The following is a 14,238-nucleotide window of genomic DNA, read 5'->3' as shown; positions in this document are numbered from 1 at the left end:
CAACTTTGGAACCAGGAGAACCCCATGAACATTGCTCTGATCGGCGCCACCGGCTTTGTCGGCTCGGCCGTGCTCCATGAACTGTTGCAGCGCGGCCACCGCGTGACGGCGCTGGCCCGCAACCCGGCCAAGCTCGCCCCCCGCGAGGGCCTGACGGTGCGCGAGGCCGATGCCCAGGATGCCGCACAGGTGGCGTGCGCCGTGGCCGGGCACGATGCCGTGGTCAGCGCCTACAACCCGGGCTGGACCGTGCCCGACATCCACGACCAGTTCCTGCGCGGCACGCGTGCCATCCACGCGGGCGTGCAGGCTTCCGGCGTGCGCCGCCTGGTGGTGGTGGGCGGGGCGGGCAGTCTGTACGTGGCGCCCGGCGTGCAACTCGTGGACACGCCGGAGTTTCCGGCCGAATGGAAGCAGGGCGCTTTGGCCGCGCGCGAGGCGCTGAACTTGATCCGCCAGGAAGAGGCGCTGGACTGGACCTTCCTCTCCCCGCCCATCCTGCTGGAGCCCGGCGAGCGCACGGGCCACTACCGCCTGGGGCAGGATGCGCCGTTGATGGAGGCCGATGGCCGCCCCGGCGGCATCAGCGTGGCCGATCTGGCCGTGGCCCTGGTGGATGAGCTGGAGGCGCCGCGCCACGTGCGCCAGCGCTTCACCGTGGCGCGCTGAGCCCTGGAACGGACGGAGCCCCCGTCAAGTGGGGCTGAGCTGCAAGGGCTGGTGCTGCGCCAGCACGCGCGCCGGCCCGCTGTCCTGGCCGGGTAGCAGCTTGAACACGGCGACGGCTTGCACCAGTTGCTGCGCCTGCATCTTCAGGCTGTGGGCCGCCGCCGCGCTTTCCTCGACCAGTGCGGCGTTCTGCTGCGTGGCCTGGTCCATCTGCATCATGGCCTCGCCCACCTGGCCCACGCCGGCGCTCTGCTCGCTGCTGGCGGCGCTGATCTCGGCCACGATGTCGGTCACGCGCCGGATGGCCACCACGACCTCCGTCATGGTGTCGCCCGCGCGGTCCACCAGGGCGGAGCCCTGTTCCACGCGCTCCACGCTGGTGCCGATGAGCTGCTTGATCTCCTTGGCCGCCTCTGCGCTGCGCCCGGCCAGGCTGCGCACCTCGCTGGCCACCACGGCGAAGCCCCGGCCCTGCTCGCCCGCGCGCGCGGCCTCCACGGCCGCATTGAGCGCCAGGATGTTGGTCTGGAAGGCAATGCCGTCGATCACGCCGATGATGTCGGAGATCTGCTTGCTGCTGTCGTTGATGCCGCGCATGGTGCTGACCACCTGGGCCACCACGTCGCCGCCTTGCTGTGCCACCGTCGAGGCGTTCACGGCCAGGCGGCTGGCCTGGCGGGCGTTGTCGGCGTTGTGCTGCACGGTGGAGCTCAGCTCTTCCATGGAGGCTGAGGTCTGTTCCAGCGCGCTGGCCTGCTGCTCGGTGCGGGCCGAGAGGTCCTGGTTGCCCTGGGCGATCTCGGCGCTGGCATTGGCCACGTTGTCGGCGTTCTGGCGCACATTGCTCACCACGCGCGCCAGGCTGGTCTGCATGCCGTGCAGCGCGTTGAGCAACTGGGCGATCTCGTCCCTGCCCGTCGAGGGCTGGGCCACGGTGAGATCGCCTCCGGCCACGGCCTGCGAGACGCGCACCGCATTGCCCAGCGGGCGCGTCACCGTGCGGCTGAAAAGCACGGCGCCCAGGATGCCCGCCGCGCAGACCAGGAGCATCACGCCCAGGCTGATGATGGTGGCGCGTTGGGCCGAGGCCTCGGCCTGCTCGGCCACGCTGGCGCTGGCTTTCTGGATCAGCGTGCCGGCCTGGTCGAGCAGGGTGGAGGGCTCGCGGTCCATGCCCTGCACGGCCTTGTCGCCGGCCTGCGGGTCGTGGCCGGACGCGGTGAACGCCTCCAGGCCCTTGCGGTAGGCGGCGCCCATGCGCTCATGGGCCTGCATGAACTGCTGCACCTTCTCGCGCGCCTCGCCTTGCGGGAGCGCCGCCAGCAGTTGGCGAGCCTCTTCCTGGATGGCGCGCTCCTGCTTCTCGAAGGCCCCCCAGTAGCGCGTGAGCTGGGCGGGCTCCTTGCCGCGCAGCAGCACGTTCTTCCATTCCTGCACCTGGACCTTGAAGTCGTTGAGCATGCTGGCGGAGACCCGCTCGTGCGCGAAGCTCTGGGCCACCGTGGTCTGGTAGGTGTCGAGGGCCTGGTGCAGCCGGCTGATGCCGAAAAGGGCCGCCGCCAGGAGCAGGAGCAGCGAGGCCGTGAAGACGAGGGGGAGTTTGAGGCTGAGCTTCATGGGGGACTCCTGTCCATGCGCCGGGCCGGGGCGGCATGGTCTTGCGGGCAGTGGGGGTGGCCGGGTCGCAAGACCATTATGGCGATATGGGCAGGGTTCTGCACGGCCCCGCGCGGGCCGCAGCCATCCATCGGGCGGTGCAGACCGTTCGTAGCCCGCCGCATTGCCGCTGCGCGGGAGGGAAATCGAAGATGGCCGCGATGCGTTCGGCGGCCCTGCCGGCATGCATTCCCACCACTGTGTGCCGCCCGGAGGGCGGACAGGAGCCGCCATGAACCCGCAGTACCTGGTAGAAAGCCCGCCTGGCGCCGTGCGCCCGCTGACCGATGCGCTGTACGACGTGGATTTCGCCGCCGAGGATCTGCTGGGCTATACCGTGGGGCTGGCGCAAAGCCTGTCCGAGCGCATGGCCGCGTGGAGCCTAGTGCACAGCGAATACCGCGCCAAGGGCCTGGCCATCGAAGGCGAGGAGGGCCTGTGGCTGACGCCGCACGACCTGCTGCCGGACACCACCACGTATGCCGCGTACCGTGGCGGCGAGGTGTGCGCCACGCTCACGGCGGTCATCGACGGCGAGATGTGGCTGCCCTGCGAGGAGGTGTTCGGCGAGGAGATCTCCACCCTGCGCGCCGACGGGCGCCGCATCACCGAGGTGATCAGCCTGGCCAGCACCATCGCCAGCCCGAGGCTGGGCAACCTGGCGCTGCTGGCGCTGTTCCGGCTCATGTTCCTGCGCGCGCGTTACATGCTGGCGCGCACCGACATGGTGATCGCGGTGCATCCGAGGCATGTGGACTTCTACCGCAAGAAGCTGCTGTTCATGCAGATCAGCGCGCCGCGCGCCTTCGACAAGGTCAATGGCGCGCCCGCCGTGCTCATGCACCTCGACCTGGAAATGGTGCCCGCGCGCTACTGGGAGTGCTTCGGCGGCGCCCCGCGCAGCACCTTCGTGCAGATGGTGCAGCCCAACCGCCGCCAGAACGCGCTGCTGCAGTGGCTGCTGGCGCAGCACCGGCCGCACACGGCCGAGAGCGCCTGCGACTTTTTCGCCTTCGGCCTGCAGAAGCACCTCTACCGCAAGAACCCCTGGCTGGCGGATTTCTACAAGAAGCTCTACCCGACGCTGCCGGCCGCGCTCATCGACCACGGCGCGTTCGATCTGGCGGCCTGAGAAAGCGTTCGATAGCTATCCTATTGATAGCTTGCAGCGCTTTGCCATAGGGCGTCGGAGGCCTTTTTTGTTCAAGGCATGGGGTGCTACACCACCCCGCTGTCGCGCAGCCCGGCGATGCGCCCGGCATCCAGCCCCAGCTCGGCCAGCACCTCGTCGGTGTGCTGGCCCAGCGCGGGCGGCGCGTGGCGCAGCACGGGCGGGTTGCGCGAGAGGCGCAGCGGGCTGGCCACGGTGGACACCTGCGCGATGCCGTCGCCCGCAGCGCGCGGCAGGTCCACGCGCAGTCCGCGCGCCTTGACCTGGGCATCGTCGAAGGCCTGGGCGATGGTGTTGATGGGGCCGCAGGGCACGGCCTTGTCCTCCAGCAGCGCGATCCACGCGGCCGTGGTGCGCGTGCGCGTGACGGCCTCCATGGCGGGAATGAGTTCGGCGCGGTGCTGCACGCGCAGCGTGTTGGTGGCAAAGCGCGCATCCTGCGCCCACTGCGGCTGCTCGGCGGCCGCGCAGAAGCGCTGGAACTGCCCGTCGTTCCCGATGGCCAGCAGCATGTTGCCGTCCAGCGTGGGGAAGTCCTGGTAGGGCGCCAGGCTCGGGTGGCTGTTGCCCATGCGCCCGGGCGCCTCGCCCGTGGCCAGGAAGCCCGAGGCCTGGTTGGCGAGCACCGCCATGCCCACGTCGAGCAGGGCCATGTCGATGTGCTGGCCCTGGCCCGTGCCGTTCACGGCGTTGTCGCGCACATGCAGCGCGGCCAGGATGGCGTTGCTGGCGTAGAGGCCGGTGAACAGGTCGATCACCGCCACGCCCACGCGCATGGGGCCGCCGCCGGGCTGGTTGTCGGCCTGGCCGGTGATGCTCATGAGGCCGGTCATGGCCTGCACCATCAGGTCGTAGCCGGCGCGCTCGGCATAGGGCCCGTCCTGGCCGAAGCCGGTGACCGAGCAGTAGATCAGGCGCGGGTTCAGCGCGCGCAGGCTCTCGTGGTCCAGGCCGTACTGCTTGAGGCCGCCGACCTTGAAGTTCTCCACCACGATGTCGGCCTGCGCTGCCATCTGCTTGATGAGCGCCTGGCCTTCGGGCGTGGCCATGTCGATGGTCACCGAGCGCTTGTTGCGGTTGCAGGCCGTGAAATAGCTGGCCTGGGTGGTGTCGTTGCCCTCGGCGTCCTTCAGGAAGGGCGGGCCCCAGTGGCGCGTGTCGTCGCCCGCGCCGGGGCGCTCGACCTTCACCACGTCCGCGCCCAGGTCGGCCAGCATCTGCGTGCACCAGGGGCCGGCGAGCACGCGCGAGAGGTCGAGCACCTTGATGCCCGCCAGGGCGCCTGCGTTGGAAGAGGTCATGGTGTTTTGCTATGAAATTGATAGCTGCTTGCGCTTGTCCAGAAAGCGCCAGGGGCCAAAATCGTATTGAAGAGGCGTGAGGGGCGATGCGGGCCTGTCTCCAGGCCAGGGACGCCGTGGAACTGGCTTTGCCAGGCCGCCGGCGTCGTCCCCCTTCCCGGCGAAGCCGAGAGAAGGGGGAAGGCGCGCAGCGCCACAGGGGGATGTCAGCTGAATGCCGCCAGACCGGTCTGCGCGCGGCCCAGGATGAGCGCGTGCACGTCGTGCGTGCCCTCGTAGGTGTTCACCACCTCCAGGTTCACCAGGTGGCGCGCCACGCCGAACTCGTCGCTGATGCCGTTGCCGCCCATCATGTCGCGCGCCAGGCGGGCGATGTCCAGGGCCTTGCCGCAGCTGTTGCGCTTGATCAGGGAAGTGCCTTCCACGCTGGCCGTGCCGGCGTCCTTCATGCGGCCGAACTGCAGGCAGGCCTGCAGGCCGATGGCGATCTCGGTCTGCATGTCGGCCAGCTTCTTCTGGATGAGCTGGTTGGCTGCCAGGGGGCGGCCGAATTGCTTGCGGTCCAGCGTGTACTGGCGGGCGGTGTGCCAGCAGAACTCGGCCGCGCCCAGGGCGCCCCAGGCAATGCCGTAGCGCGCGCTGTTCAGGCAGGTGAAGGGGCCCTTGAGGCCCTGGATCTCGGGGAACGCGTTTTCCTCGGGCACGAACACATCGTCCATCACGATCTCGCCGGTCACGCTGGCGCGCAGGCCCACCTTGCCGTGGATGGCCGGGGCGGTGAGGCCCTTCATGCCCTTGTCCAGCACGAAGCCGCGGATGGGGCCCACGGCGCCGCCCTCGGACACTTCCTTGGCCCAGACCACGAACACGTCGGCCACGGGGCTGTTGGTGATCCACATCTTGCTGCCCTTGAGCTTGTAGCCGCCATCGACCTTGTAGGCGCGCGTGGCCATGCTGCCGGGGTCGGAGCCGTGGTCGGGCTCGGTCAGGCCGAAGCAGCCGATCCACTCGCCGGTGGCCAGCTTGGGCAGGTATTTCTGCTTCTGCGCCTCGGTGCCGAATTCATAAATGGGCACCATCACCAGCGAGCTTTGCACGCTGGCCATGGAGCGGTAGCCCGAGTCCACGCGCTCGATCTCGCGGGCGATCAGGCCGTAGGCCACGTAGTTCAGGCCCGGGCCGCCGTACTGCTCGGGGATGGTGGGGCCGAGCAGGCCCAGCTCGCCCATCTCGCGGAAGATGGTGGTGTCCATCTTCTCGTGGCGGAAGGCGTCCAGCACGCGCGGGGCCAGCTTGTCCTGGCAGTAGGCGGCGGCTGCGTCGCGGATGGCGCGCTCGTCGTCGGTGAGCTGCTGGTCGAGCAGGAAGGGGTCGTTCCACTGGAAGGCGGCGTGGGCCATGGTGTGTCTCCGATGCAATAAAAAAAGAGGGTGGGCTGGCATGCATGGGATGCATGCGATTGCGTTCGGGTGCCATCGTATGCGCCAGCGCCTAGGAGGAGCAAGCGAGTTCTTTTCATCCAGGAATGCGTTATTGGAATATATGGAATACTCCGGCCGTGTTCATGAACGGGCTGTCCCATGCGCCGCAACATTCCCTCCACCCAGGCCCTGGCCTGCTTCGAAGTGGCCGCACGGCACGAGAGCTACACGCGCGCCGCGCAGGAGCTGTCGCTCACGCAAAGCGCCGTCTCGCGCCAGATCCTCGCGCTGGAGGAATTCCTGGGCGTGCAGCTGTTCCGCCGCACGCGCCACGGCGTGGTGCTGACCCCGGCCGGCGCGCACTACGGCCGCCAGGTGGCGCGCTGGCTGCAGGGCCTGGAACGCGACACGCTGGACGTGATGGCCCACCAGGGCGAGGGCGGCACGCTGTCGCTGGCGGCGGTGCCCACCTTCGCCACGCGCTGGCTCATCCCGCGCCTGCCCCGGCTGGCGCAGCAGCACCCCGACATCGTGGTGCACATCGAGACGCAGACGCGCCCCTTCCTGTTCGCCGACACCACCTTCGACGCGGCCCTGTACGCCGGCACGCCCGAGCAGGTGACCAACTGGCCGGGCATCCAGGCGCAATGGCTCATGAACGAGGACGTGGTGCCCGTCTGCAGCCCGCGCCTGCTGGAGGCCGCCGCCCAGCGGGGCCGGGGGCGGGCCTACCAGACCGTGCCGCCCGAGGCGCTGGCCGGCCTGCCGCTGCTGCAGCAGAGCACACGGCCCTACGGCTGGCGCCAGTGGTTCGAGGCCATGGGGGTGGAGGCGCCCCAGGCGCTCGACGGGCCGCGCTACGAGCTGTTCTCCATGCTCGCCGAGGCGGCCACGCATGGCATGGGCGTGGCGCTGATCCCGCCGCTGCTGATCGAGGCCGAACTGGCGCGTGGCGAGCTGGTGGTGGCCTGCGCGCGCGCGCTGCGCAGCGAGCGCGGCTACTACCTCATCAGCCCGGCGCAGCCGCAGCCACCGGTGCTGGCGGCTTTCAGCGCCTGGCTCGGCGCGATGGCGCGGACCGAGGCGCCAGCCTGACCGGGCTTGAAGCAGGGTTTTGACGCCGTCCCGGCGCTGCGCAACAATGGACGCGCAACGTGCCCATCAGCAAGGAGGAAACCATGAACACCTACCATGCCCCCCACTTCGACCCCACCGTGGACGAGCTTGCGACCCTCAAGCAGTTGGAGATGGGCAAGCTGGTGAGCACGCCCCAGGCGCTCAAGGAGCACCTCTCGGGCCGCCTCTATGAGCGCGGCTACATCGGCAAGAACAGCACCGGCCAACTGACCATCACCGACACCGGCCGCGCCCTCATCCGCCGCCAGGACAACTGAACCGGGCCCACGCGCTGCCCGTTTTTGCGGCAGCGCAACACAATCCCTTGCGCGCCGGGCACTTGCGCAAGGCTTGCCCACCCAGGCCACGGGTTGTCCACAGGTTTGTCCCGTGCGAATGGGGAGAACCCGGAGCATCCCAAGAAGTGCGCGGCCATGAAAAAGGCCGCATGTCCCGTGTGAGCATGCGGCCTTGTTTCTGTGGTGCCGGAGGCCGGAATCGAACCGGCACGCCTTGCGGCGGGGGATTTTGAGTCCCCTGCGTCTACCAATTTCACCACTCCGGCGGGAATCAGCGAAGACGCAAATTATGGCACAGTAGGGTGCATGAACTATCCGACGATTGAGGAAGCGATCGGCAAGACGCCGCTGGTCGCACTGCAGCGCATTGGCGCCCGTGAGAACGCCGAGCGCGGCAACGTCATCCTGGGCAAGCTTGAAGGCAACAACCCCGCCGGTTCGGTGAAGGACCGGCCCGCGCTGTCGATGATCCGGCGCGCCGAGGAGCGCGGCGAGATCCAGCCCGGCGACACGCTGATCGAGGCCACCTCGGGCAACACCGGCATCGCGCTGGCCATGGCCGCCGCCATCAAGGGCTACCGCATGGTGCTGGTCATGCCCGAAGACCTGTCCATCGAGCGCGCGCAAACCATGAAGGCCTTTGGCGCCGAGCTGGTGCTCACGCCCAAGAGCGGCGGCATGGAGCATGCACGCGACCTCGCCGAGGCCATGCAAAAGCGCGGCGAGGGCAAGGTGCTCGACCAGTTCGCCAACCCCGACAACCCGCGCATCCACTACGAGACCACCGGCCCCGAGATCTGGGAGCAGACGGGTGGGCGCATCACGCACTTCGTCAGCGCCATGGGCACCACGGGCACCATCACGGGCGTCTCGCGCTACCTCAAGGAAAAGAACCCCAACGTGCTGGTCATTGGCGCGCAGCCGCAGGAAGGCTCGCGCATCCCCGGCATCCGCAAATGGCCCGAGGAATACCTGCCCGCCATCTACGACCCCAAGGCCGTGGACGAGCTGGTGCTGGTCAGCCAGGACGACGCCGAGGATATGTGCCGGCGTCTGGCGCGCGAGGAGGGCATCTTCGCCGGCATCTCGGCCGCGGGCGCCTGCTGGGTGGCGCAGCAGATCGCCGCGCGCGAGCGCGACGCCTGCATCGTCTTCGTGGTGTGCGACCGGGGCGACCGTTATCTGTCCACCGGCGTCTTCCCGGCCTGAAGCAAAATAGGCCTCTGGCGCCGTATCCATCAGCGCTAGAAGCTATCAAAAAACTAGCAATGCAGTACGAAACCCGCTTTTGCACCCACTGCGCCACGCCGCTGGCGCTGCTCACCCAGGCAGAGGACGGCGGCGACGTGCAGCGCCTGCGCTGCCCCGCCTGCGGCTGGACGCACTGGAACAACCCCACGCCGGTGCTGGCCGCCATCGTGGAGGTGGGCGGCAAGGTGCTGCTGGCGCGCAACGCGGCCTGGCCGGTGAAGATGTTCGCGCTGATCACCGGCTTCATGGAGGCCGGCGAATCGCCGCAGGAGGGCATCGCGCGCGAGGTGAAGGAAGAGACCAACCTCGACGTGCGCTCCTGCACGCTCGTGGGCGCCTACGAATTCTTGCGCATGAACCAGGTCATCATTGCCTACCATGTGGTGGCCGAGGGCGAGGTACGGCTCTCGCCCGAGCTGGTGGACTACCGCCTGTTCGATCTGCACGAACTCAAGTGCTGGCCCGCCGGCACCGGCTACGCGCTGGCCGACTGGCTGCGCACGCGCGGCCACGAACCGGTGTTCTTCACGGCGGAGGAAAATGCCGAACGCCGCCGAGGGCTGGACCAGCCCGCCGCAAAGGACTGACACCATGCAAACCCACAAAGAAATCGACACGCGCGGACTCAACTGCCCCCTGCCCATCCTCAAGGCCAAGAAGGCCCTGGCCGACATGCAGAGCGGCGAGCTGCTCAAGGTGCTGGCCACCGACGCCGGCTCGCTGCGCGACTTCCAGGCGTTCGCCAAGCAGACGGGCAACGAATTGGTGGAGCAGCAGACGGTGGGTGAGGAGTACATCCACGTGCTGCGGCGGCGGTAAGGAATGTTGGCCTTCAGTGTCTTGAATGTGGGGCCTGTCGGTCTTGGCGCTTATAGGAGGGCTGTGAAGACGGTTGCCTTCCAAATCAGTAGCTTATTAACGCACCGAAATTTGGCCCGATGACAGCTCAGGAAACAACACTTATTGCTGCCGTGATTGCAGCTTTTGCGTCAGTTGCAAAGTTATTTTTTGATCGCTTTTCTGAGAATCGATCTAGCTTTCGTGCGCTCTTACAGCCACTTGTTGCTGAGCTTGGAGAGGCACTTCACGGCATCGTTTCAACGTGCAACGTAATGGGACGTGTGAGCGGTGATACAAGCTATGCCAACTGGCGCAAAAAGGCGGAGGTTGAGCGGGATAAGCTTAAGGAGCTTCGTCCTCAGCTCAGGTATCCCCTTTGGGGAATTGATGAAGGATTGCGAGTGCTTATCCGTTTACCTGAGTGGACTGCTCATGCGAAGGGGCAGACTGGGCGACTCGTTCTTCTAAACAAGCGTGCAACTCGACTACGTGGGCTTCTTGATGTAGTTGCTCTGCGTTGCTACAGGAACGGTCGCTTACCGGATGCATTGGAAAGGCTGCAAGTGCGTCTATATGCATGGCACTGTCGGCGAGTTTTTGAAAATGGGCCGACTTCCGATGAAGAGTGAAGCCTTGTTTAAAGACTCAGCGTCTTGAGGTATTCCCGGAACGACGCCCCTACCTCCGGGTGCTGCAACGCCAGCTCCACCGTGGCCTCCAGAAAGCCTTCCTTGCTGCCGCAGTCGTAGCGCTTGCCTGCGTACTGGTAGGCGTACACGGCCTCGTGCTCCATCAGGCGGGCGATGGCGTCGGTGAGCTGGATCTCGCCGCCCGCGCCCTTGGGCTGCTGGCGGATCTGCTCGAAGATGGCGGGGGTGAGGATGTAGCGCCCCGCCACGCCCATGCGCGAGGGGGCGTTTTCCGGCGCGGGCTTTTCCACGATGCGCTGGATGCGCAGCAGCGGGCCGCCGGCGGGCTCGCCGGCCACGATGCCGTAGCGGCGCACCTGGTCCTGCGGCACCTCCTGCACGGCCAGCAGCGAGCGGCCCTGCTGGCGGAAGGCCTGGGCCATCTGCGCGAGCACGGGCGTGTCGCCGGGCGGGCCCATCATCAGGTCGTCGGCCAGCAGCACGGCGAAGGGTTCGTGGCCCACCAGCGCCTCGGCGCACAGCACGGCGTGGCCCAGGCCCAGGCTGCGCGGCTGGCGCACATAGGCGCAATCCATGTCGTCGGGCTGCACCGAGCGCACCAGGGCCAGCAGCTCCTGCTTGCCCGCCGCTTCCAGTTCGCTCTCCAGCTCATAGGCGGTGTCGAAATGGTCCTCGATGGCGCGCTTGCTGCGGCCGGTGACGAAGATCATGTGGCGGATGCCGGCGGCGTAGGCCTCTTCCACGGCGTACTGGATCAGCGGCTTGTCCACCACGGGCAGCATCTCCTTGGGCGATGCCTTGGTGGCGGGCAGGAAGCGCGTGCCCAGCCCCGCGACGGGGAAGACGGCCTTGCGAACGGGGGGCTGCTGCATGCGGTGTGCTCCTGAATAAGGAGCTGCTGGCGCTTCTATTGATTGGTTTTCAGATGGTTTTTATGCTGAAATCCAATAGAAAAAAGCGCTGACAGCTATCTTTTTTGATGTCAACCCAGGCGGGCGAGTTGGTCGCGCAGGCGGGTGAGCGTGGCGCTGAAATCGGCCACGCGCTTCTTCTCCTGCTCCAGCACGGCGGCCGGGGCCTTGGCGACAAAGGCCTCGTTGCTGAGCTTACCGTTGGCCTTGGTGATCTCGCCCTCGATGCGTGCCACTTCCTTGGACAGGCGGGCCTTCTCGGCGGCCACGTCGATCTCCATGTGCAGGCACAGGCGCGCCTCACCGACCACGGCCACGGGCGCGGCCTGGGCGGCCTGGCTCCAGGCGGCCTCGTCGTCGAACACCTTGACCTCGCTGAGCTTGGCCAGGGCCTGCAGCACGGGCGCCGCGCCGCGCATGAATTCGGCGTCACCCACCACGAACAAAGGCAGGCGCGTGGCGGGCGAGACGTTCATCTCGCCGCGCAGCGTGCGGCAGGCGTCCACCACCGACTTGAGGCGCGCCATGTGGGCCTCGGCCACCTCGTCGATGCGCTCGGGCTGCGATTCGGGGTAGGCCGCGATGCTGACCGAGGGGCCGCTGCGGCCGGCCACGGGCGCAACCTTCTGCCACAGCTCTTCGGTGATGAAGGGCGTGATCGGGTGCGCCAGGCGCAGGATGGTCTCCAGCGTGCGGATCAGCGTGCGGCGCGTGCCGCGCTGCTGGGCCTCGTTGCCGGTCTGGATCTGCACCTTGGCGATTTCCAGGTACCAGTCGCAGAACTCGTTCCAGACGAAGTCGTAGATCGCGTTGGCCACGTTGTCGAGGCGGTAGTCCTCGAAGCCCTTGGCCACCTCGGCCTCCACGCGCTGCAGGCGCGAGGCGATCCAGCGGTCGGCCTGGGTGAAGTGCAGGAAGCCGTCGTTGCAACTGCCGCCGCCCTGCGGAGCATTGATGCCGCAGTCCTGGCCCTCGCAGTTCATCAGCACGAAGCGGCTGGCATTCCAGAGCTTGTTGCAGAAGTTGCGGTAGCCCTCGCAGCGCTTGCTGTCGAAGTTGATGCTGCGGCCCAGGCTGGCGAGCGCGGCGAAGGTGAAGCGCAGCGCATCGGCGCCATAGGCCGGAATGCCCTCGGGGAATTCCTTCTGCGTGTTCTTGCGCACCTGGGGTGCAGTCTCGGGCTTGCGCAGGCCCTGGGTGCGTTTGTCGAGCAGCGGTTCGAGCGCGATGCCGTCGATCAGGTCCACCGGGTCGAGCACGTTGCCCTCGGACTTGCTCATCTTCTTGCCCTGCGCGTCGCGCACCAGGCCGTGGATGTAGACATGCTTGAACGGCACGCGGCCGGTGAAGTGCGTGGTCATCATGATCATCCGTGCGACCCAGAAGAAGATGATGTCGTAGCCCGTCACCAGCACGGAGGAGGGCAGGTAGAGGTTGTAGTCGTCGGTGGCCGTGTCGCCCTGGTTCGGCCAGCCCATGGTGCTGAACGGCACGAGGGCGCTGGAGTACCAGGTGTCGAGCACGTCCTCGTCGCGCTTGAGCGTTTTGCCGGGGGCCTGGGCCTGCGCTTCGGCCTCGTCGCGCGCCACGTAGACCTTGCCGTCTTCGTCGTACCAGGCCGGAATCTGGTGGCCCCACCAGAGCTGGCGCGAGATGCACCAGTCCTGGATGTTGTTCATCCACTGGTTGTAGGTGTTGACCCAGTTCTCGGGCACGAAGCTCACCTGGCCGCCGGCCACGGCGTCGATGGCCTTCTGCGCGATGGACTTGCCCGTGGCATCGCCCTCGCCCACCTTGTTCATGGCCACGAACCACTGGTCGGTCAGCATGGGCTCGATCACCTGGCCGGTGCGGGTGCAAATCGGCACCATGAGCTTGTGCTTCTTGGTCTCGACCAGCAGGCCCAGGGCTTCGAGGTCGGCCACCACGGCCTTGCGGGCCACGAAGCGGTCCAGCCCACGGTATTTGGCCGGGGCGTTGTCGTTCACCGTGGCCTGCAGCGTGAGCACGCAAATCATGGGCAGCTTGTGGCGCTGGCCCACGGCATAGTCGTTCTGGTCGTGCGCGGGCGTGACCTTGACCACGCCGGTGCCGAATTCGCGGTCCACGTACTCGTCGGCGATCACCGGGATTTGGCGGTCGCACAGCGGCAGGTTGACCATCTGGCCGATCAGGTGCTTGTAGCGCTCATCCTCGGGGTGCACCATCACGGCCACGTCGCCCAGCATGGTCTCGGGGCGCGTGGTGGCCACCACGAGCTGGCCCGAGCCATCGGCCAGCGGGTAGGCGATGTGCCAGAGCGAGCCGTCCTTCTCCTCGTTCTCGACTTCCAGGTCGGACACGGCGGACTGGAGCTTGGGGTCCCAGTTGACCAGGCGCTTGCCGCGGTAGATCAGACCCTGCTGGTACAGGCGCACGAAGGTCTCGGTGACCACCTTGGAGAGCTTGTCGTCCATGGTGAAGTATTCGCGGCTCCAGTCCACGCTGTCGCCCATGCGGCGCATCTGCGTGGTGATGGTGTTGCCCGACTTTTCCTTCCACTCCCACACCTTGGCGACGAAATTCTTGCGCCCCAGGTCGTGGCGGCTCACGCCCTGCTCCTGCAGCTGGCGCTCCACCACGATCTGCGTGGCGATGCCCGCATGGTCGGTGCCCGGCACCCAGGTGGTGTTGAAGCCCTTCATGCGGTGGTAGCGCGTGAGGCTGTCCATGATGGTCTGGTTGAAGGCATGGCCCATGTGCAGCGTGCCCGTCACATTGGGCGGCGGCAGCTGGATGCAGAACGCGGGCTGGCCCGCTTCGGGCGTGCCGGTGCCCCGGAAACCGGCGACCCCATAGCCGCGCTTTTCCCATTCAGGCCCCCAATGGGCTTCCAGAGCGGCGGGCTCGAAGGATTTGGAGAGGGATTGCAGGCCGGGTTGCTGGACGGAGTCGTTCATGGGTGCGCAGGTCT

At 67.3% G+C, this 14,238-nt stretch carries 13 protein-coding genes and 1 tRNA gene; 8 read left to right on the top strand and 6 right to left on the bottom strand.

All coding sequences use genetic code 11. From position 1 onward, the window contains the following. The first annotated feature begins 24 nt into the window (after positions 1 to 24). Complete coding sequence (locus D8S75_RS12295; RefSeq protein ID WP_119966643.1) at positions 25 to 669, top strand: NAD(P)-dependent oxidoreductase; 645 nt, start codon at positions 25 to 27, stop codon at positions 667 to 669. Between the two features lie 24 nt (positions 670 to 693). On the opposite strand, the gene D8S75_RS12290 is transcribed toward D8S75_RS12295, so the two are convergent. Next, positions 694 to 2,286 carry a methyl-accepting chemotaxis protein gene (locus D8S75_RS12290; RefSeq protein ID WP_119966642.1) on the bottom strand — a complete coding sequence of 531 codons (1,593 nt, stop codon included), beginning with the start codon at positions 2,284 to 2,286 and terminating at the stop codon, positions 694 to 696. Positions 2,287 to 2,557: 271 nt separating this feature from the next. On the opposite strand from D8S75_RS12290, the gene D8S75_RS12285 reads away from it, so the two are divergent. Further along, positions 2,558 to 3,457, top strand: coding sequence for an N-acyl amino acid synthase FeeM domain-containing protein (locus D8S75_RS12285; protein ID WP_119966641.1), 900 nt, complete (start codon positions 2,558 to 2,560; stop codon positions 3,455 to 3,457). An 86-nt stretch (positions 3,458 to 3,543) separates the two neighbouring features. Here the strand turns inward: D8S75_RS12285 and D8S75_RS12280 are convergent, their stop codons facing one another. Further along, a complete protein-coding gene (locus D8S75_RS12280; RefSeq protein WP_119966640.1) occupies positions 3,544 to 4,797 on the bottom strand; it encodes a CaiB/BaiF CoA transferase family protein in 1,254 nt (417 codons plus the stop codon). Between the two features lie 206 nt (positions 4,798 to 5,003). Then, positions 5,004 to 6,197, bottom strand: a complete 1,194-nt coding sequence (locus tag D8S75_RS12275; protein ID WP_119966639.1) for an acyl-CoA dehydrogenase — start codon at positions 6,195 to 6,197, stop codon at positions 5,004 to 5,006. Positions 6,198 to 6,377: 180 nt separating this feature from the next. On the opposite strand from D8S75_RS12275, the gene D8S75_RS12270 reads away from it, so the two are divergent. Further along, positions 6,378 to 7,313, top strand: coding sequence for a LysR substrate-binding domain-containing protein (locus D8S75_RS12270; RefSeq protein WP_119966638.1), 936 nt, complete (start codon positions 6,378 to 6,380; stop codon positions 7,311 to 7,313). An 83-nt stretch (positions 7,314 to 7,396) separates the two neighbouring features. Then, the gene (locus D8S75_RS12265; RefSeq protein ID WP_119966785.1) at positions 7,397 to 7,612 is read left to right on the top strand and encodes a hypothetical protein; all 216 of its coding nucleotides are present in this window, start codon (positions 7,397 to 7,399) and stop codon (positions 7,610 to 7,612) included. Between the two features lie 202 nt (positions 7,613 to 7,814). Here D8S75_RS12265 and D8S75_RS12260 read toward each other — a convergent pair. Beyond that, positions 7,815 to 7,899, bottom strand: a tRNA-Leu gene (locus tag D8S75_RS12260). 40 nt (positions 7,900 to 7,939) lie between these two features. On the opposite strand from D8S75_RS12260, the gene cysM reads away from it, so the two are divergent. The 4 genes from cysM to D8S75_RS17480 all read left to right on the top strand — a co-directional run bounded on the left by cysM (position 7,940) and on the right by D8S75_RS17480 (position 10,353). Next, positions 7,940 to 8,842, top strand: coding sequence for a cysteine synthase CysM (cysM, locus tag D8S75_RS12255; RefSeq protein WP_119966637.1), 903 nt, complete (start codon positions 7,940 to 7,942; stop codon positions 8,840 to 8,842). Between the two features lie 59 nt (positions 8,843 to 8,901). After that, complete coding sequence (locus D8S75_RS12250; protein ID WP_119966636.1) at positions 8,902 to 9,471, top strand: NUDIX domain-containing protein; 570 nt, start codon at positions 8,902 to 8,904, stop codon at positions 9,469 to 9,471. A 4-nt stretch (positions 9,472 to 9,475) separates the two neighbouring features. Then, the gene (locus D8S75_RS12245) at positions 9,476 to 9,703 is read left to right on the top strand and encodes a sulfurtransferase TusA family protein (RefSeq protein ID WP_119966635.1); all 228 of its coding nucleotides are present in this window, start codon (positions 9,476 to 9,478) and stop codon (positions 9,701 to 9,703) included. A gap of 119 nt (positions 9,704 to 9,822) precedes the next feature. After that, on the top strand, positions 9,823 to 10,353 hold the full coding sequence (locus D8S75_RS17480) for a hypothetical protein (protein WP_157982645.1): 531 nt from the start codon (positions 9,823 to 9,825) through the stop codon (positions 10,351 to 10,353). Between the two features lie 8 nt (positions 10,354 to 10,361). Here the strand turns inward: D8S75_RS17480 and galU are convergent, their stop codons facing one another. Further along, entirely contained in the window at positions 10,362 to 11,246 is an 885-nt protein-coding gene (galU, locus tag D8S75_RS12240; RefSeq protein ID WP_119966634.1) for a UTP--glucose-1-phosphate uridylyltransferase GalU, read from the bottom strand. A gap of 110 nt (positions 11,247 to 11,356) precedes the next feature. Then, a complete protein-coding gene (locus D8S75_RS12235; RefSeq protein ID WP_119966633.1) occupies positions 11,357 to 14,224 on the bottom strand; it encodes a valine--tRNA ligase in 2,868 nt (955 codons plus the stop codon). Positions 14,225 to 14,238: the final 14 nt, after the last annotated feature.

Source organism: Simplicispira lacusdiani (assembly GCF_003604195.1).
In the GTDB taxonomy this organism is placed as follows: Bacteria; Pseudomonadota; Gammaproteobacteria; order Burkholderiales; family Burkholderiaceae_C; genus Simplicispira; species Simplicispira lacusdiani.
Note: the sequence above shows the minus strand (reverse complement) of the source record. Positions and strands in the feature narration are given on the sequence as shown.

Excerpts from the sequence above, each read along its gene's own strand:
- D8S75_RS12295 (WP_119966643.1), top strand. The coding sequence starts at position 25 with ATGAACATTGCTCTGATCGGCGCCACCGGCTTTGTCGGCTCGGCCGTG.
- D8S75_RS12290 (WP_119966642.1), bottom strand. The coding sequence starts at position 2,286 with ATGAAGCTCAGCCTCAAACTCCCCCTCGTCTTCACGGCCTCGCTGCTC.
- D8S75_RS12285 (WP_119966641.1), top strand. The coding sequence starts at position 2,558 with ATGAACCCGCAGTACCTGGTAGAAAGCCCGCCTGGCGCCGTGCGCCCG.
- D8S75_RS12280 (WP_119966640.1), bottom strand. The coding sequence starts at position 4,797 with ATGACCTCTTCCAACGCAGGCGCCCTGGCGGGCATCAAGGTGCTCGAC.
- D8S75_RS12275 (WP_119966639.1), bottom strand. The coding sequence starts at position 6,197 with ATGGCCCACGCCGCCTTCCAGTGGAACGACCCCTTCCTGCTCGACCAG.
- D8S75_RS12270 (WP_119966638.1), top strand. The coding sequence starts at position 6,378 with ATGCGCCGCAACATTCCCTCCACCCAGGCCCTGGCCTGCTTCGAAGTG.
- D8S75_RS12265 (WP_119966785.1), top strand. The coding sequence starts at position 7,397 with ATGAACACCTACCATGCCCCCCACTTCGACCCCACCGTGGACGAGCTT.
- cysM (WP_119966637.1), top strand. The coding sequence starts at position 7,940 with ATGAACTATCCGACGATTGAGGAAGCGATCGGCAAGACGCCGCTGGTC.
- D8S75_RS12250 (WP_119966636.1), top strand. The coding sequence starts at position 8,902 with ATGCAGTACGAAACCCGCTTTTGCACCCACTGCGCCACGCCGCTGGCG.
- D8S75_RS12245 (WP_119966635.1), top strand. The coding sequence starts at position 9,476 with ATGCAAACCCACAAAGAAATCGACACGCGCGGACTCAACTGCCCCCTG.
- D8S75_RS17480 (WP_157982645.1), top strand. The coding sequence starts at position 9,823 with ATGACAGCTCAGGAAACAACACTTATTGCTGCCGTGATTGCAGCTTTT.
- galU (WP_119966634.1), bottom strand. The coding sequence starts at position 11,246 with ATGCAGCAGCCCCCCGTTCGCAAGGCCGTCTTCCCCGTCGCGGGGCTG.
- D8S75_RS12235 (WP_119966633.1), bottom strand. The coding sequence starts at position 14,224 with ATGAACGACTCCGTCCAGCAACCCGGCCTGCAATCCCTCTCCAAATCC.